This is a genomic window from Xanthomonas prunicola (assembly GCF_025266575.1).
Taxonomy (GTDB): Bacteria; Pseudomonadota; Gammaproteobacteria; order Xanthomonadales; family Xanthomonadaceae; genus Xanthomonas; species Xanthomonas prunicola.
On the sequence record NZ_CP096142.1, the window covers coordinates 2,720,523 to 2,737,730 of the forward strand.

Consider the following 17,208-nt stretch of genomic DNA (forward strand, 5'->3'; position numbering starts at 1 on the left):
CACCGCCGACGTACCGATGCCCCGCTCCCGCCGGGACGATAAGGCACTGGTTGCGCGCCACTGGCGCGCATGCCCTGGAGCGCCCGCGCCGGCTGGGGCGCGGAGCGCGGGGTGGGGTGAGGATCCGTCCGCCCGTCAGGCATCCCCCCCATGAATCACCCAAACCTCTTCAGCGCGCTCATCAAGGCCGAGGCCGTGCGCACGCTGGACCTGGTCTTCGCCCAGAGCTTGCAACGCCTGGATCCGGAGACCGACGCCCTGGTCCTGGCCGGTGCCGCACTCGCATCCCTGGCGGTCACCAGCGGCCATGCCGGGCTGGACCCGGCGCGCGCCAGCATGCTGCTGGACCAACGCGACGGCCCGGCGCCCACCCTGCCGGACCCCACCGACTGGCAACGCGCGCTCGCCGCCTCGCGCTGGGTCGACCAACCCAATCCGGAAGACCCCGCCGCCGCCGACTGCCCGCTGGTCCTCGAACACGGCCTGCTCTACCTGCGCCGCTATCGCGAATACGAGCGCCGCCTGGCGCTGGGCCTGCAACGCATCGCCGCCCAGTCGCCGCCCCCCTTCGACGCCGCCACGCTGGCACCGCTATTCGCACAGTTATTCCCGAACGCCACCCCAAGCCCTCTCCCCCCGGGAGAGGGGGCCCGAACGGCGGGTGAGGGGACGGGCCTGCCCGAGCCATCCGTCTACCAGGAAGGGACGGGCCTGCCCGAGCCATCCCACCACCATGACGGCACGAACCCACCCGCCCCGTCCCGCTCCCCAGACCGCCAGGCCCAGGCAGCCGCCCTGGCCCTGCGTCGCACCCTGCTGCTGGTCACCGGCGGCCCCGGTACCGGCAAGACCACCACCATCGCCCGCCTGCTGCTGTTGCGCATCGCGCAAGCGCACGTATCCGACACTCCGGCCCCGCGCATCGCCCTGGCCGCGCCCACCGGCCGCGCCGCCGAGCGCATGGCCGAAAGCCTACGCACCGCGGTTGCGCGCGCCATCGCCGACGGTATCCAGCTCCCACCCGCTCACTGTGCCGGGCAAGGGAAGCAGTCACCGAATCCCGCCGTTTCCCCTCTCCTTCAAGCGACAGAGCCAGCAAATACCGGCACATCCCCCCACCCGCCAGCGACAGATCCAGTAAACCCCGCTGTCTCCCCTCTCCCGCATGCGGGAGAGGGTGCCCGAAGGGCGGGTGAGGGCCAGCCACCCACCTGGCAATCCCTCCTCCCCACCAGCGCCAGCACCCTGCATCGCCTGCTCGGCGTCATTCCGGATTCGCCGCAGTTCCGCCACACCGCCGACAACCCGCTCCCCTTCGACCTGATCGTCGTCGACGAAGCTTCCATGGTCGACCTGCCGCTGATGTGCAAGCTGGTCGAAGCCGTGGCCGATGGCACCCAGCTGATCCTGCTCGGCGACGCCGACCAACTACCTTCGGTGGAAGCCGGCGACGTGCTCGCCGCCATCCTGCAGGCTGCCGGCCCCGGCGACGCCCTGCAGCCGCAGGACGCAAAGGCGCTGCAACCGCTGCTCGGCAACGTGCCCGGCGCCATCACGCCCACCGCCACCCATGGCGGCGGCCTGGCCGGCCACCGCGTGCACCTGCTGCGCGGCTACCGGCAGGCGCACGACTTCGCACTTGCCCCATTGGCCGATGCCATCCGCGCCGGCGATGCCGACACCACCCTGGCCCTGCTGCGCAGCGGCGAACTGGCGGGCGTGCACTTCCATGAAGACGGCGAAGACCCGCTCACCCTGGGCCGCGATGCACTGCTCGCGCACTGGCGCGCGCTGGCCGACGCGCAAGACCCGGCCGCTGCCCTGCGCGATGCCGCGCGCCTGCGCCTGCTCACCGCCGTCCGCGCCGGCCCGCAGGGCGCGCGCGGCCTCAACGCCCGTATCGAACAACTGCTGGCCGAAACCGGCTCAGGCGCCCGCCGCCTTGGCGGCGCCTCGCCCTGGTTCCAGGGCCGCCTGCTGCTGATCACCGAAAACAGCTACCGCCATGGCCTGTTCAACGGCGACGTCGGTATCTGTTTGCGCAGCGACCCGGGCGCCTCGGCAGCGTCCGGCGAAAGTGCGCATGCCCACGGCCGCAGCGGCGCCAATACCGGTGCAGGACGCAGCGACGCCGATCCCAACCCCGCCCACGCCGGGCAGGGCGCCTTCGTCGCCTGGTTCGAAGGCGACGGCGACGGCTATGTGCGCGGCTTTCACCCCGCCGCCTTGCCCGCGCACGAAAGCGCCTTCGCCATGACCGTGCACAAGGCCCAGGGCAGCGAATTCGACACCGTCTGGCTGCAACTGCCCACCCGCGACGCCCGCGTGCTCAGTCGCGAACTGCTCTACACCGGCATCACCCGCGCCCGCCGCGCCCTGCACCTGGCCGGCAGCGAAGCGGTCATCCGCGCCGCACTGGCCCGGCACGCCGCGCGTATCTCGGGCCTGGCGTGGCGATTGGGTGCGAAAGACGACAAGCCACCGCCGGTTCCAGCACCCACGCAAGCGCCCCTTGCACAGCCGCCGCCGAGTGCGCCTGTGCAAGGTGCGCTGTTCTGATCGAAACCGTCGGTGCCGGCGCTTGTCCCGCAAACGAATGGAGCGCTATTGGGCGCGAGCAGAATCCAAGGCGCGTGCTGCCGTCGATCGCTTGGATCCGGAGAGTTGGTTCGATCTGTGGCATACGCACGTGGACTGGGACGGACGCGGCCATTGGTCTGCTGAACATCGGCGCACGGTGAACGCTGTGGCGGTGCGCCTGTCGTGCTACCTGGAGGTGCGCTTGGCGCATCGAGGACCATCGGTGCAGTTGTGGGCAGACCTCAGCCCCGACACGACCAACACCGGCATCTACGCGCACTCGGCCAACCTCATTGGCTCACCGTTTCCTGCCACATTCCCCAACCTGGACTGGCAACAGCCACTGCCTGCCGACGTCGTTGCGGCCTTGCCGGCCACGCATCGCGCAGGCGTTGCGCCATGCCATGGCAGTCCCCGACATAGCGTGCAGCGTCGGCCTGTGCCGAGCCAAGCACGCGAGCACGACGATGTCGGCGCAGCGTGTGCGCTGCTCGCCAATACCGGCGTCGGGTTGGGTTGATGCGGCCCGTGCCTGTCGGGTGTCTCTTCGTCGCCGCACACAGGAATTCACCGCGCCGGCCTGGCGCTGCGCTGGGCGAGGATAAGGTTGCGAGCCTGGCCGTCCGCTCGAGCGCGTGATCGCGCCGCACGCATTGTCGCCGCCGACTGACGCACGCGTGAGCGCGGACACGCGACCGTTTCGTGCAGCGTTGCGCACGCGTGATCGTGATCACCGGTTCTGTCGTGTTGCCAACGAGCGCTGCCAGCACCGCCCCTCACTGTCAGAGGCCCTCACATGCAGCCCACCGCAATCCACTCCACCGCCGGCTTGCCCAGTGCAGACATGACGGCTGACCTGCGCGATTCCCCACCCGTCTGCGTGCCGGCACATGCCGCCGCAGACGCCGCCGCGCCGCCGCCGGGCGCCTTGCAGACCCTCATTGGCCGTCCTCCCCGCCCGGACGGACCACGGCATCGACGCACGCAGAGCTTGCCCGCGCGATTGACGCCTGCCCAGCGCAGCATGCTGGCCGAGCTTGGCGTCGCCGACACGCCCGTGCTGACGCCCACCGAGGCGGCCGTGCTGCGGGAGCTGCGTCTGCACCGGCCGCAGCTGCCGCTCGACACGCTGCTGTTCACCGACCCGAACAAGGACCCCGACGATGTCGTGACCTACACCATCGCCAAGCAGTTGCAGGTCGAAGGCTTTTTGCGTCTGACCGATGTCGTCGTCACCCTGGGCGATGCCGACATGCGATCGCAACGGGCGCAGCTGGCGAAGGGTGTCTTCGATCGCCTGGCATTGCCGGATGTTCGCGTCGCGCGTGGTCAGGACTATCCCATGACGTCCACGCAGGCCCGGGAGCATTCCAAGTTCCTCGCCGAGGGAGCCGCGCTGCGTGCGGCGCCCGACGCAGTCCACACCGATGGCGTACATGCGATGTGCGAGCGCCTGGCGACCTCGCCCCACAAGCTCGGCATGGTGGTCATCGCCGGAATGACCGATGCCAGCGCCTTGCTTGCCGAGGCGGGCGATCTGGTGCGGGAAAAGGTCGCGTCCATCACCATCATGGGAGGCATCGACCCGGCCAAGGACGCCGATGGTTTCGTTCAACCGGACACGCGCGCCTACAACAATGCCACCGACATCCACGCCGCCCGTGCGCTCTACCGGCGCGTGCAGCAACTCGGCATTCCTCTGCGCATCCTGACCAAGGAGGCTGCCTACAAGGCCGCCGTACCGCCGGCGTTCTACGAAGGCATGGCACGCAATGGCCACCCCGTGGGCGAGTACCTGCGCGATGTGCAGAAAAATGCCTTGAAAGGCCTGTGGGAAGGCATTCAGGCCAACCTGATCCCCGGCCTGGATACGGCGTGGTTCTTCCGTACGTTCGTTGCAGCAGAACCGCAAGATCCTGCGGCAACGGGTCAGCAAGGTGACATGACCTTCGACGCCATCTGGCCGCAGGTGACCAAGCTCAATCTCTACGATCCGCTGACCCTGCTGGCGGCGCTGCCCGGCACCGCGCGCCTGCTGTTCCAGCCAACGCCCATGCAGCGTGAGGGGGCCAGCCCGGTGGAGCACGTGGGCCACGCCGAGGTTGTGCGTCCGGAAAAAGCCAGGCTGTTGCTGTCGGCGCTGGCCAAGGCCGCGCTCGCCCAGGAAGACGAGGGGCAACACGCGCGCTGAGCGGTCCGCAGCATTCGCGGAGTGGCGCCGTCCGGCGTCATCCGCGAAGCGCGAGGTGGGGCACCACCCTCCACTTCGTCCGCCTGCTAACAGGCCAGGCGGCTTACTTGCCCTTCTTTTCCTGCTTGGCCGCGCGCTTTTCTTTCAGTGTCTTGGTCGGCTCTTTCTTCTGGTTCTTCTTCTGGTCCATCCCCTTGCTCATGACACCCTCGTAGTTGCTGGATTGATCGGTCTGGCAGCGCCGGACCCGGCGTGCCTGCGCACTGTAAGGCTTGCGCGGGGGGGAAGGGCAGGGGGAGCGCGAGACAGGGCGACGGCGGTGCGTCCGGCCCGGCGTCTGCTCAACGCAGCGGGCGATGGCAGCCCCTTGGCGCGGGGCAGAGCCACAAACGCAAAACGCCCGCGTGCGACTGTGGGGTCGGCACGCAGGCGCCGGTGACAACAGCGGCCTTATTTGGCCGGCACGCGTTCGTACTGCTCACCGCCGGTATTGAGGTGACCGTTGCTCTCGTCGATGGCGAAGTTCACCGTCTCGCCATCGTTGGTGACCTGCAGCGCCCCGTCCTTGTAGACCGCCGGGTAGCTCTCGGTCTTGGGCTGGCGGGTGAAGAACTTCGGCGTGGTGCTGCGGACCATGAAGGTCTCGCCATTGCGCTCGATGTCCATCGTCTCGTCCTGCGATTGCACGTTGACCCAGTGGCCGACGAACTTCTCGCCCTCCACCTTGGCGCAACCGCTCATCAACAGTGCCGCGGCCAGCGCGGTGCCTATCCACTTCATCATCGTGTGTTCTCCGGTTGAGGCTGCGGCTAGGATGGCGGGTGGGGGATGTATGGGAGGTCAAGGCTTCCTCGCACTGGCGTTCGAATATGAGCTCCGATGATGAGGTTAGAAAACTCAACCTGACTCGCTATTCGGGCGAATCAGCTCCTTCTCCTGCAAGTCAAAACGTATTGCCTCCATCAACCCGCCCACGCTTTGACTGTTTAAAATATGAGAAACACAGGCCAGAAACTCAAAATATACAGCATCAATGTATCTGGGTGAATAAGCGAATTTTTCTTGGTGATTAGAAAAAGAAGCTTCAGAAAACTCTATGTGAGGCTGCCCGTCCACAACTCCAAGACGAAGTTTCGCCCGAAGAGCTCCCATGGCATTGTATCGCCTTTCATCTAGAGATTTACCGGGTTTGGTTTCGTAGTGAACGCCACCGGCCTTGTTGGCCACATATTTAATTACATCTTTCCGGGTCAGAAGGCTTCCGTTTGAAAAAGCAACGTTCTGCTTCAGGAAACTTTCCAAGTTTAGATTAACCTTGTCAGGGTAATCTGATGTTGGCGACCTTCCATTAACCATTGCAATAATGCCGGCCAATTGAACGCCAAATACTTGTACATCACCCAAAACAAAAAACGCCATTCCTGACGATCTAGATAACCTCAAAAACGGTTTTACGTCTGGCACCTCAAAAGTTAAGACTATACCCCTGGCTCGAGCCGAAGTGCCAATAAGGCCGTCTAATAGCAGGCGCCGTACAATTCCAGAGTAAAGCCTGATTTTATCATGAGTAGGGTGTTGGTCAATCAGCAATTGGCGCAGTAAATTTAAATCCTCAAAAATTATTATATCGCGATCGATATCTATATTTTTTTCAGGCATTTACTTCCCGCCCTATAGAGAGTTGTAGCCTCAATGTCGCAGCGCGGCATTTAATTTTATTAATGGCCTGCAAGCTTTTCTCCCAGAATTAATATGGAATTCCACATATCAATGCGCTGAATTTAATTGCTAAAGGACAGATCTTGCTATCTCCATAATTCTTTACAGCCCCAATCGTTTTTCGATAGCAATTAAGATATCCTTAAAATCCTCCTGAAATTCGCGGCATAATACCGCTGAAATTTTATCCATAACTTTCTCCCGTGGGAGTCCAACGTGATTAGATATTTCATGAAATTCGTTATGCTTTCCTGCCTGAAGGCCGTACTCCATTAAGTCTGGAACTTCTTCTTGATCTATAGATAATGAGGATCCAATTTTCTCGGAAACGTATTTTGCTTTCTGCAACATCCATGCCTCAGGCCATGCTTCCCCAGGAAGATAGCAAACTCTGTCAGAGAACCAAGTATCAAAGTTGTTTAATGGAACTTCAAACATCCGCTTCGCAACGCCAAGATTATCCTTAATCTTTCCGGATTGATCACCATCGAATACTGCTAGATATTCTCGCTTATCATCTCTAATTCTTGCCGCTGCTATTTGTCTTGAAATTGCAGCAGCTGATCCGACTATTAAAACTTCAACGCGTGCCCTTAAAGCACTAGAGAGAATTTCGAGAACTAATGAGCGCGCAACATCGTCCTCTACCATTACGTAGAGTTCAGCCCTTGCTTCATCACCCATTTTTCTAAAAGCAAACTCAGGTGAAATACCCTGCGTCACTTTAGTCTTACCCGCAACACTTTCCACGAAAAATCTCGCGTCGTCAGGTAAGCTCTCGAAAACGTTTCTTGAATGCGTTGTGCATATTATTTGTGTAGAGGTTTCTTTGCAAACCTCCTTTAATTTGCGCATAAACATTTTTTGAGCTCGGGAATGTAAACCAAGCTCTATCTCGTCGAGTACAAAAAGTGCTCCCTCACCTGCAGCGTATATGTTTGAGAAAATTTCAAATAGAGCATTTTCTCCGGCACCCATATTAAACCCAGAGTAGGTCACCCCCGCACAGCGCACTACAGGCAAGCTATAACGTGAATGCTCCAAGTAGCGGAAGTCATCGTATTTCTTGCCAAGTATATATCCGACTGATTCAGCGACCTTGTCTTCCCAGCCTTTCTTTGCAACATCTTTAAACACTCTTGAATATGACCTTGACTGACTTCTTTCGCTGTGAGGAACTATTCTTTCAATTCCGAGAAATACGACATCTCTATCAACCCTCTTATGATAATCGTTCCATTTTCCGCCCTTTGCTTTTTTTCGGGACTGAGCGCCGATACCCTTGCCATCTGGCATTCGTGGAGTTTTTGCCCACTTGTCGTAAGCTATGTTATATCTGATTTCAATTCCTTGAGGAGCAATTTCCTGGGCGTGCTGTATGAAAAAGTCAGAAAATGTGTAGTAATTAACTTTCCTCCTAGGAAGACAAAATCCATCAGGGGAGTTATGAAATGCGCAACATGCCATGGCCAATATTGTTGATTTTCCTGCGCCATTTACGCCTGCAAAAGCAACTATTGGGTAGTCAAAGCCAAGGGACAGGCTATTGACTCCTCTAAGGGAGCCATTACTAAGATGGATGCCTCGCAGTAGTGACTTTGATAAGTCGTTTGAAAACCATGACCTTAAGTCTTTATCTATCTTGCTTTCTCTGTATTTCATTTATTTTCCTTGGTTGTTATAAAATAAATTACAAAGAACGCCGATTGGCGGCTCTTAAAATTCTAAATCTGCTGACATTCAAACTTTAAAAACGTAAAAACGGGGTCCGTAAAAATGGGGTCAGGTTGTCAGGTTCACTTACGAAGTTCCTCTGCACTTAGGAAACTGGATACAACCTAGGAAGTTCTCGCCGGTGCGCCGATTTCTTCTCTGCACAAGTGCGCTGCCGCAGCGTGGGCAGCTTGGGGTGGCGATGGTTGCAGAGGCAGTGGAATCAGCTGAAGCAAAGACAGGTTCGATACGCGCGGATGTCGTCGTCGGCTCAGCCGTGTCTTGCTGTTGCACCGCTCGTATCATTTCCAGCAACTGCTCGCCACCAATCAATTCAATCGGCTTGCCTTCGGCGAAGCGCTCAGCGTCTTTCGTGTAAGTACCGATGCAGGCGATCTTCACCGCGTGTGCCTGGTGATGGGCGAGCAGGCCGAACATTTCGCGCACGACGCTGACGCCAACTTGCTGGCGCTTCCACTGCTTGCATTGCACCAGCGTGCGGCGGCCGTCCTTGCGCAGGATCAGGTCGATGCCGCCGTCTGCGCCGCCCAGACCGGTTTCTTCAACGCTATAGCCTTGGCGGCGAAAGGCTTCGCCTACCAATAGTTCGAACTGGCGCCAGCCGCCGGCGGCCAGGCTCTCCAGGGTGGTGCGTGTCTCCAGAAAGCGTCGCCGACTGCGCGTGCCCAGATAGGAGCACAGCGCGGCGAGCCAGCAGACGCCGAGCAGCATCCACGCCAATGGCGCGAACACGCCATTGGATTGCTGGGCAACGCCCTGCGACAGCATCCCGCCCTGGTGGGAGAACCACCAGCCGATGCCGTAGCGGACCCCAAGATAAGCAACGATTCCCGCAACGAGGCCGAGTGGCCACGGCAACGCGGCCAACGCTTCGAACCCGCTCTGCTTTTTTCTGCGTCCCATGCAAGAACCCCCGTTCCAGGTTCGAACATAACCGCTGAAACGCGCGTTGTCAGCAAGCGAACGATGCTATTGCGGTCTGTGGCTCATCAAATGTCGGGACGACGCGCTTCAGCGCAAATGGCTTATTCAAATGCCAATGCTTGAGTTCGCTCGCATCGGTTCAGTGCAGTTTGTGCAGGTATCCGCTGGCGGTAGATGCTAACGGATGAGTGACATCGCAAGCCTCATAGACATTCTGGAAACCACTCGGTGGTTCCCACGCTCGCTGGCTATCTTTGCCAATGAGGTGCGCATGCATTGTTCGTAGACCGGCAGTCGCCCACGCTACGCACGAGGCCTTTTAGCCAACGCCAATCTGTGCCGACGCGGCATTGCACCGCGACGCGACTACCGCTTGATTGCGCGACCAAGCGAGCCTACTAGCCCACCCGGCCACCCAAACGCGCGTCCTCGCCAGACGGCAAGGACGCGCAGTTCGACTTACTTGATTTCCACCGCACCCACGTCGCAAACGGCGGTGTCGCGTGCAACGCCACGTTGGTCGATGTTGCGGCAGTTATTGCCGAGATTGCGCACCGGGCTGTTGGCCGCGGGCAATTGGGTCAGCGTTGGCCCGCCGTTGGCGGCCGGTGCGCTCAGCAGCGGATCGGTAGCGCGTGCCAGGCCGGCGGTGAGGCAGCTATGGAACAGGCCGCCCGCAGCCGAGTACTCGATCAGGTTGTTGCCGGTGCTGCTCTGGTCGCTGCAGAAGGTCCGCTCGGTCTTGGAGTAGAAGATGCTGTTGCGGATGTCGAAGCCGCTGCCGAACAACGTGGACCCTGGGGTGTTTTCGGCGAAGGTCACGTTGTTGAAGCGCACCGTGGTCTTGCCCTGGTCGCCATTGGACGGCTGCCAACCCACATGCTGGATCGCCGCGCCCACACCCTTTGCGTAGTTGCCATAGAAGGTGCTGTTGCTGACATTGCAGGACGGGCCGTAGCAGTCCATGTACAAGGCGCCGGCATTGCTCTTTTCGGCGCGGTTGGAAATGAAGCTGGTTTCTTCGACGTTGATGATGCCGGGGGTGGTGATGGTGGTGCCCGAGTGCGTGGTATCGCCGAAGCCCAGGCTGATGCGCGCACCGCCGGCCGGGCCGCCGTAGGCGATGTTGTTGGCGAAGGTGGAATAGCGCACGTCGATAGTGTCGGGCGCATACGCCCACAGCGTGGCGCCGCCGCCGCTATTGGCCGCGGTGTTGTTGCGCACCACGGTGCCGCAAACGGAAAGTGTGGCGCCACCGGCAGCAGCGTTGAGATAGCCGGCGAGCGAGGCGCCATCCGTGTCGATCGCGCCGCTGTTGCCGAACTGGTCGGCATCCGGGAAGCCGGCCGGCGCATTGATGGCCTGGTTGCCGACAAATTCGGAATTGACGATGGTCAGGCGGCTGAGCTGCGTGTAGAGCGCGCCGCCCAACCAGGAGGTGTTCTTGGAGAACGAGCTCTTCACGATGGTCACGTCGGTGTCGCTGCCGGCGAAGATGGCGCCGCCCCCAATGCTGCTGCGGTTGCTCAGGAACTGGCTGTTGATCACTTCCAGCTTGCCGCGGTAATTGACGTTGATCGCTCCGCCACCCCAGGTGCCGGGCGCGTATTGCGTGTTGGATGCCGGCTGCACGGAGCTACCGTTTTGCAGCTTGAGATTGCGTACCGACAGCGCATTACCGTTCTGCACATGGAAGATGCGCGCGGCCTGGCGGCCGTCCAGGGTGATCTTGCCTTGGCCATCGATCACCGTTGGCGTGCTGGCACTGATGTTAATGGTCTGATTGACGGCGATGCTGGCCGCACCCTTGCCGCAGTTGAAGGTGATGTAGCCGCCTTGCGCCACCGCGGTGGCAAGTGCGCTGGCGGTACAACTGGCTGCGGTGCCATTGCCGACAACCACACCGGCGTTGGAGTGCACCCAGGGTTGAGGCGTGTTGCATTGCGCCACCGATGGCACTGCGGCGATGGCCGCGCTGGTGGTGACGAGGGCACAAAGTCCTGCCGTCACGAAGGTTGCGTGAAGTGTTGAACGCATGGTGATGTTCCTGCTGGAGAAAGGGATTTGGGGAAAGCGGGGTGTCGGCACGCAACGTCAACGGTCGAGATGACACGTGTGTTGCAGGCTGCGGGGCTGGTGATGAGGGCGTGGCATGGTGCGCGATCGCACGCGTGGGTATTCGAACGTAAGTTCCAGAACACCATGCGTCGACGCGGCAGCGTCGTGCCAGCGCACATCGCTTCGCGCACGCGGAAAGTAGCGACTGCAGCGAGCAAACGTGCTGCAGTGCTTCATGCAATCGCGATGCTGCATGCAATGCAATGCAGCGCGGCAGCGCGCGTTACCATGCTGTCTTCTCGATCTTTTGCGATCTCGGCGATGCTCGATGCACCCCGCGCTCACGATGGCACGCCGGCCAGCCGCTTCCAGTTGCCTGCCGGCCCGTGGGTCTCGGTCTTCGATGCGCTGTGCGCGTGCTTTCCTGCGATTGCCGCCGAGCGCTGGCGCGACCGCTTCGCACGCGGCCTGGTGCGCGATGCCAATGACCATGCCTTGGCGCTTTCAGCGCCCTATCGCGTGGGTACGGAAATCCGCTATTTCCGCGAGGTGACGGATGAGCCGGTCATTCCGTATGTCGAGACAGTGGTGCACGCCGACGCGGATCTGGTGGTGGCCTGCAAGCCGCATTTTCTGCCGGTCGCACCGGCCGGTGTGTATGTGCGCGAGACGCTGCTGACGCGCTTGGTGCAGCGGCTGGACAATCCGGCGCTGGTGCCGTTGCACCGCATCGATCGCGAGACCGCCGGGCTGGTGCTGTTCTCGGCGAACCCGGCCACGCGCGGGATCTACCAATCCTTGTTTCGCGAGCGGCGCATCCGCAAGCAGTACCTCGCGGTGGCACTGCCCCTTCCAGAGCTGACGTTTCCGCATGTGCGCCGCAGCCGGCTGCAGCCGGGCGACCCGTTCTTTCGCATGCGTGAGGCAATGGGAGACCCCAACAGCGAGACGGTGATCGAGGTGGTCGCGCGCGGAGCAGACACGTGGACCTATCGCCTGGAGCCAGTCACCGGCCGCAAGCATCAATTGCGTGTGCACATGGCCGCGCTAGGCGCGCCGATCCTGCACGACCGGTGTTATCCCAACCTCCAAGCCCAGCGGCCCGACGACCCGGAACGCCCACTGCAACTGTTCGCGCACACGCTGGCATTCGATGATCCGCTCACCGGGGAGCCGAGAGCGTTCACCGCGACGGTGGGGCCGATGCACTTGAGCGCACACTGACCGAAGCAGCGGTGCATGCAACCTGATCCGATGCGCGATGGTGCTGAGGTAACTGCGGTGAAGTCGATTGCCCGCGTGGCATGGGCGCTGTTGTGGCTTGCGCTGGCCGTCTTCGCTACAGAATTTGTGCGCCACGTGTATCTGAAATACGCCGAGCTGGACTCGCCGGCATATGGCATGTTCCTCACTCGCCGCGGTTGGCTGTGGTGCCATCTGGGCGGCGGTGCGGTGGGCATCGCGCTCGGCACGGTGCAGTTCGCCACGCAACGCTGGCGCAAGCAGGTATGGGTGCATCGCTGGATTGGGCGTGCGTATTTCGCCGGCATGCTGGTGGCACTGTTCGGTGCCACCGCGTTGATCGCTACGTCTCCTGCGCCGATGGCGATCTGCGTGGCCTTCGCGGCGACGGGAGCGGCATGGCTGGTGGTGGCGTCCGTGGGCCTGGCGGCCATCCGTCGCGGACAGCTCGGTCGTCATCGACGCTGGATGGTGCGGGCGTATCTGGTAACGCTGGCGCCGGTCATGTTCCGCATCGCGCTCTACGCAGCGATCGCCGCCGGGGTAGCGCCTTCTCCTGACACGATTGCCGCGTTGCTCTGGGCAAGCTGGGCGCTGCCGGTGTTGATCCACCTGCTGGCAACCAGCGTCGCACCCCCCAGGCCCTGGCGCGCGCGCATGGCTGCGCCGCGCCAGCTGCCGACGTCGTCAACCACGCGCGGCTGAAACGGTGTCGGCGCGCCTCAACGCACCTTGTACAACACCGCCGCACCCGGCCGGGGTTCGAACATCGGCACGGTCTGCTGCTTGAGCGCAGTGCCCTTGGCGTCCCATACCAGCGTTTCGACCGGGTAGTCGTCCTTGCGGGTCATCGCGCCGATCTGCTGGACGATCACGGTCTTGCCGGCGGGCACTTCCGGGTTCCAGGCGAACACACCCAGGCGGCCGTAGAACACTGCCGGCGCAGCGGCATCCAGGCGGCGGTCGGGGCACATGACCAGGCCGCGTTCCAGCATCACGCGCAGCGCACCGACGGGCACGGCCTTGACGGTGGGTGTGGTGCGTTCGGTGCTGTGGCCGGGGCAGACATTGGCCGAGCGGGTGACCATGTCCTGGACCACTTGGCGGTCGGACTGGGCCAGCGCCGGCAGCGCGGCGGCGGACAGGGCAAGCATGGCGAGAGCGGATTTCCAGGCCATCTGACAACTCCTCATGAGGTGAGACTCCAACACTGCAGCCCATTCACGTGCAGGCTGCTGCCAGTGACGCGCCCGAATCCTAACAACCGCGGTGTTAAGCGCTGCGAAGGTGCCAGCGACCTTCCAGCCCCGGATGCACGCCGCCGCCGGGTGCGCGGTGCTGCGGTGACGCGGCGCGTCATACAACGGCCGCCGACGCCTTCAGAGGGTGTCAGGAGTCTCCCGATTGAGCGCCAGCAGCGGCCCGGTTAGCGTGCGCGCACGTCCTCAGCTGGAATACTCCATGGAACGCGCCGACCTGATTGCAGCAGTGCTGACCGGTATGCGGCGCGCCGAAGATTTCCGTGCGCAGGCGTCGATCTACAGCACCGCGCATAGCCAGCAGATGGAGGTCGATCACGGCAAGGCGGCCGATGCCGAGCTGGTGCTATCGCTGTTTGCGTTCACTCCCGAGCACCTCAAATTGCTGGGTACCGCAGGCATCGAAAACCTGGGCGAAATCGTCTGCCATGCGTGGGCCTTGAACGGCGGCAACAACGAGGCGCTGATCCGCTGGTTCCGCGCACCCATGAACGCCCTCGATGGCCAGACCCCTGCCGAGATGGTGCGCGGCGGCCGCATCCAGGTGTTGCTGTTGGTGTTGCGGCAACAGGTGGAATGGGAATTGCCGCGGTCTGCCTGATGACCGACCGACAACGCCGCCTGCGCTGATGTGACGTGCACGGTGCAGTGCGTCGGTGTCGATATGCATTGCACGTGCGCAGTGCTGCGTGCAACGCCGTGACCCCACGCCTCTACCGCTTCGGTCGCGCCACTGCGTACATTTCTGCGGCGATTTTCTTCATCAGCGCGTCCTTGTCATCGCCCTCGACGTAGAGATCGAAGTGGCTGCGGCCTTCCAGGTAGCGGAAGTCGCTCTTGGCGCCCAGGCCATCCAGCACCGCCTGGAATTTATGCGCCGCGCCATCCAGGTAGAACGTGTCGGCGGTACCGACGATCACATGGATCTTGCCGTCCAGATCCGGCTTGAGCGTGGGCCACTGCGCGGCCACGCGCGCGGAAATGTCGTAATGGGTGCGCCAGTAGGCCACCACGGCCGGGTCCACGTTGCCGGTGTCGCGGTCGAACATCGGCAGCGGGCGGCCGTCGGCGCCACGCGGGGAAAACACCCACTCGAACGAGGTGAGCTGGCCGCCGTACGGGCCGATCACGCGTTCGAGCTTGGCGAAGGTTTCCAGATCGGCCACGACCTTGCCGTGGTCGCGGATCAGCGGGAACTGGCTGCCGTCGGCGCGCCGGTAGAGGTTGGCATTGGCCGCGTACAAGTCCGGGCCGGTGAAATCGTGGAAATCGCTGGAGTCCGGCGACGTGGACCACGTGCCGCCAAACAGCTTGGGGTAGCGCGTCTGCAACCACAGCGTTGCCCAGCCGCCGGACGAATGGCCGGTCAAGAAGCGGCCGCTGGCCTTGCCATCCATCTTGTACTGTCGCTCGAGCGCCGGGATCAACTCTTCGGTCAGCGCGGTGCCCCACGGACCGTTGTTGACCGAATCGGCGAACTCGTGGGTACCGGTAGGCGTGGCCTGATCCAGGAACACCCAGATCATCGGCGGGATCCGCTTGGCCGCCATCAGGCTCCAGGTGGACGCAATAGTGCCGGCGAAGCGGTTGTAGTTGCCGCCGAAGCCGTGCGTGACATACACGGTGGGATAGCGCGTGGCGGCCTTGGCGTTGTAGCCGGGCGGCGTCAGCACGCGTGCGCGCAGCGAGACCGGCCGGCCCCAGAACGCGCTGAGCGATGGGCTCACCATCGAGGCATCGGCGCTATGGTGCTTGGCCTCGGGCACCGCATCGCGCACCGTCTGCGGCGCGCGCGGCGAAACCTGCCACGGATCGTTCGAGACAGGCACCTGTTTGCTCAAGATCAGCGCGGGCAATGGCTTGCCGTTGGCCAATGTCACGGCAGTGACTTCGCTCAGCAGATCGCCACCATCGCGACCGCTGTAGCTATAGCTGTTGTCCGGATCCAGCACCGCCTGCACCAGATACTCGCCAGATGGCAGCGCAGAAAACGCCTTGGGGAAGGCGATATTGTCCAGATCGATCTGGACGCTGCCGCCGGGTACCAGCGCGGTGACGTCCTGCGCGGCCACCGCCACTGCGGTGGGGCGGAAGGGATTCATATTCACCTCTTCCACCTTGCCGTCCTTACCGCCTTGCTTGGCTTCTGCCTTGGCATCCTTGGCCAGGGTGGCGAACACCAACAGGCGCCCGGAGGTGGCCTGGTCGGTCGCCCCGTCCAGGGTGACGCGCAGCAGACGATGGGCCGGCGCCGGCTCGGCGGCGTGCACGGCACAGGCGCACAGCAGGCCAATGGCCAGGCCCAGGCGCGGGGCAAGACGATGCAGGGACATGCAGATCCTTGAACGGGTGAAGGAGCGGGCGCCCTGGCCCTGTGCAGACTGTAGCCAGTTTCCGGGCAGCTGCGCGTGCTGTGGGCGAGGTGAGGTGAGGTAAGCGCATCGGATCTGCGTGTTTTACGAATGCAGGTCGGGGTCGCTTGCAGCGCAGGCGAAAACCTTTGGGTGGTTCAAGGCACGACGTGCCGGCTCTTGATGCGGACGCATCGACGCGTGTCGCCTTGCCGCCGGCTTCCACGTCCCCCGCCACGCGACGGAGCCGTTCTGTTCCAGGTGTTGCGTGACGCACTTGACCGGATCGGTCTGTTCTCTTTTGAAAACCAAACTGCATCACGTAACGAAAGCGGTGAGACGATTTGTCGGGTTGGCACGCTGCAGAAACTCAAGATCGCTGCACCAGGCAGTCCTCGATGAAACATTGATGCAGATCCGGAATCACTTTCAACGCCGTATCTCATCGTCAAGAACACTGGCGATTATCTGCGGTTTGAGAGTTTCGAAAATGCCACTGCGTGCTCTTTCAACGCGCAGTACATCGCACGACGAACCGTGGCCGCTGGTGATCCTTGCACCATGAACTCATATTTAGGAGTGATCGACATGATCCATAACACACACCGTCGCGGTGCGATTGCGGCATGCAGTCTCTTGCTGCTGACGACCGCACTGTGCATGAGCGTTGCTGTTGCCGCGCCGGTGCCCGGGAAGGAAACGGTCACGTTAAGTCATGTATTTGCCACGCTGCAGAACGGCCAGCAGGATCGGAAGCCCGAAGATATTGCGGCGTGTCGCAATCAGGTTGCGGAAACGACTTCCAAATATCTGGGAATGGCAGTCACGACGACGTATTCCATCGATGTGCAGTCCAAGATGATGACTGCTTCCTCGTCGCTGCCATCGCCTGTTGCCACGCAGCCGCTGATGCTCACGGTGCCGTTGTCGCCGTTGGGATTGTCTGGCCAGTATGCCTTTGGTGCGTTCCGGCCCAGCGAATTGCCCAATACCTATGTGTTGTTCTCTATCGGGCTGAATTTCAAGGGGTCGAAATCGTCCGTGCTCGTGCTCAACAGCGACAAGAGTTACAACTGCCTGGTCACCAGCGATCCGGCGCCCTTCAAGGGAGCGCTGAGCAGCCAGCTCGGAAAAGACCAAGGGCGTTGAT

Annotated in this window: 14 protein-coding genes; 7 read left to right on the top strand and 7 right to left on the bottom strand. The window is 62.0% G+C overall.

Annotated elements, in window-relative coordinates; translation table 11 throughout:
• Positions 1–150: 150 nt before the first annotated feature.
• The 3 genes from recD (at position 151) to xopQ (ending at position 4,771) form a co-directional block, all read left to right on the top strand.
• Complete coding sequence (recD, locus tag M0D43_RS11615; protein ID WP_252164745.1) at positions 151–2,559, top strand: exodeoxyribonuclease V subunit alpha; 2,409 nt, start codon at positions 151–153, stop codon at positions 2,557–2,559.
• Positions 2,560–2,581: 22 nt separating this feature from the next.
• Positions 2,582–3,100, top strand: coding sequence for a hypothetical protein (locus M0D43_RS11620; protein ID WP_252164746.1), 519 nt, complete (start codon positions 2,582–2,584; stop codon positions 3,098–3,100).
• A gap of 276 nt (positions 3,101–3,376) precedes the next feature.
• Complete coding sequence (gene xopQ, locus M0D43_RS11625; protein WP_252164747.1) at positions 3,377–4,771, top strand: type III secretion system effector XopQ; 1,395 nt, start codon at positions 3,377–3,379, stop codon at positions 4,769–4,771.
• A 450-nt stretch (positions 4,772–5,221) separates the two neighbouring features.
• Here xopQ and M0D43_RS11630 read toward each other — a convergent pair whose 3' ends face one another.
• The 5 genes from M0D43_RS11630 to M0D43_RS11650 form a co-directional block, all read right to left on the bottom strand.
• Positions 5,222–5,554, bottom strand: coding sequence for a hypothetical protein (locus M0D43_RS11630; RefSeq protein WP_252164748.1), 333 nt, complete (start codon positions 5,552–5,554; stop codon positions 5,222–5,224).
• 114 nt (positions 5,555–5,668) lie between these two features.
• Positions 5,669–6,430: a hypothetical protein gene (locus tag M0D43_RS11635; RefSeq protein WP_252164749.1), complete on the bottom strand. Its 762-nt coding sequence runs from the start codon at positions 6,428–6,430 to the stop codon at positions 5,669–5,671.
• 162 nt (positions 6,431–6,592) lie between these two features.
• Positions 6,593–8,152 (bottom strand): ATP-dependent nuclease, encoded by a 1,560-nt coding sequence (locus tag M0D43_RS11640; protein WP_252164750.1) that lies wholly within the window; start codon positions 8,150–8,152, stop codon positions 6,593–6,595.
• A 138-nt stretch (positions 8,153–8,290) separates the two neighbouring features.
• Positions 8,291–9,127, bottom strand: a complete 837-nt coding sequence (locus tag M0D43_RS11645; RefSeq protein WP_252164751.1) for a restriction endonuclease — start codon at positions 9,125–9,127, stop codon at positions 8,291–8,293.
• A 480-nt stretch (positions 9,128–9,607) separates the two neighbouring features.
• On the bottom strand, positions 9,608–11,158 hold the full coding sequence (locus M0D43_RS11650; protein WP_252165035.1) for a choice-of-anchor Q domain-containing protein: 1,551 nt from the start codon (positions 11,156–11,158) through the stop codon (positions 9,608–9,610).
• Between the two features lie 369 nt (positions 11,159–11,527).
• Between M0D43_RS11650 and M0D43_RS11655 the strand changes: the two genes are divergently transcribed.
• Entirely contained in the window at positions 11,528–12,430 is a 903-nt protein-coding gene (locus M0D43_RS11655; protein ID WP_252164752.1) for a pseudouridine synthase, read from the top strand.
• Between the two features lie 30 nt (positions 12,431–12,460).
• Positions 12,461–13,153, top strand: coding sequence for a DUF2306 domain-containing protein (locus M0D43_RS11660; protein ID WP_252165036.1), 693 nt, complete (start codon positions 12,461–12,463; stop codon positions 13,151–13,153).
• A 17-nt stretch (positions 13,154–13,170) separates the two neighbouring features.
• On the opposite strand, the gene M0D43_RS11665 is transcribed toward M0D43_RS11660, so the two are convergent.
• Complete coding sequence (locus M0D43_RS11665; protein ID WP_252165037.1) at positions 13,171–13,602, bottom strand: hypothetical protein; 432 nt, start codon at positions 13,600–13,602, stop codon at positions 13,171–13,173.
• 307 nt (positions 13,603–13,909) lie between these two features.
• On the opposite strand from M0D43_RS11665, the gene M0D43_RS11670 reads away from it, so the two are divergent.
• Complete coding sequence (locus M0D43_RS11670) at positions 13,910–14,308, top strand: antitoxin Xre/MbcA/ParS toxin-binding domain-containing protein (RefSeq protein WP_162301156.1); 399 nt, start codon at positions 13,910–13,912, stop codon at positions 14,306–14,308.
• Between the two features lie 112 nt (positions 14,309–14,420).
• Here the strand turns inward: M0D43_RS11670 and M0D43_RS11675 are convergent, their stop codons facing one another.
• On the bottom strand, positions 14,421–16,040 hold the full coding sequence (locus tag M0D43_RS11675; protein ID WP_252164753.1) for an alpha/beta hydrolase: 1,620 nt from the start codon (positions 16,038–16,040) through the stop codon (positions 14,421–14,423).
• Between the two features lie 678 nt (positions 16,041–16,718).
• Here M0D43_RS11675 and M0D43_RS11680 point away from each other — a divergent pair.
• A complete protein-coding gene (locus M0D43_RS11680) occupies positions 16,719–17,207 on the top strand; it encodes a hypothetical protein (protein ID WP_252165038.1) in 489 nt (162 codons plus the stop codon).
• The last annotated feature ends 1 nt before the right edge of the window (position 17,208 follow it).

What these genes read in the sequence shown, in the direction of transcription:
- M0D43_RS11665 (WP_252165037.1), bottom strand. Translation starts at nt 13,602, where the DNA reads ATGCTTGCCCTGTCCGCCGCCGCGCTGCCGGCGCTGGCCCAGTCCGAC.
- M0D43_RS11630 (WP_252164748.1), bottom strand. Translation starts at nt 5,554, where the DNA reads ATGATGAAGTGGATAGGCACCGCGCTGGCCGCGGCACTGTTGATGAGC.
- M0D43_RS11675 (WP_252164753.1), bottom strand. Translation starts at nt 16,040, where the DNA reads ATGTCCCTGCATCGTCTTGCCCCGCGCCTGGGCCTGGCCATTGGCCTG.
- M0D43_RS11635 (WP_252164749.1), bottom strand. Translation starts at nt 6,430, where the DNA reads ATGCCTGAAAAAAATATAGATATCGATCGCGATATAATAATTTTTGAG.
- M0D43_RS11645 (WP_252164751.1), bottom strand. Translation starts at nt 9,127, where the DNA reads ATGGGACGCAGAAAAAAGCAGAGCGGGTTCGAAGCGTTGGCCGCGTTG.
- recD (WP_252164745.1), top strand. Translation starts at nt 151, where the DNA reads ATGAATCACCCAAACCTCTTCAGCGCGCTCATCAAGGCCGAGGCCGTG.
- M0D43_RS11640 (WP_252164750.1), bottom strand. Translation starts at nt 8,152, where the DNA reads ATGAAATACAGAGAAAGCAAGATAGATAAAGACTTAAGGTCATGGTTT.
- M0D43_RS11680 (WP_252165038.1), top strand. Translation starts at nt 16,719, where the DNA reads ATGAGCGTTGCTGTTGCCGCGCCGGTGCCCGGGAAGGAAACGGTCACG.
- M0D43_RS11670 (WP_162301156.1), top strand. Translation starts at nt 13,910, where the DNA reads ATGGAACGCGCCGACCTGATTGCAGCAGTGCTGACCGGTATGCGGCGC.
- xopQ (WP_252164747.1), top strand. Translation starts at nt 3,377, where the DNA reads ATGCAGCCCACCGCAATCCACTCCACCGCCGGCTTGCCCAGTGCAGAC.
- M0D43_RS11655 (WP_252164752.1), top strand. Translation starts at nt 11,528, where the DNA reads ATGCTCGATGCACCCCGCGCTCACGATGGCACGCCGGCCAGCCGCTTC.
- M0D43_RS11660 (WP_252165036.1), top strand. Translation starts at nt 12,461, where the DNA reads ATGCGCGATGGTGCTGAGGTAACTGCGGTGAAGTCGATTGCCCGCGTG.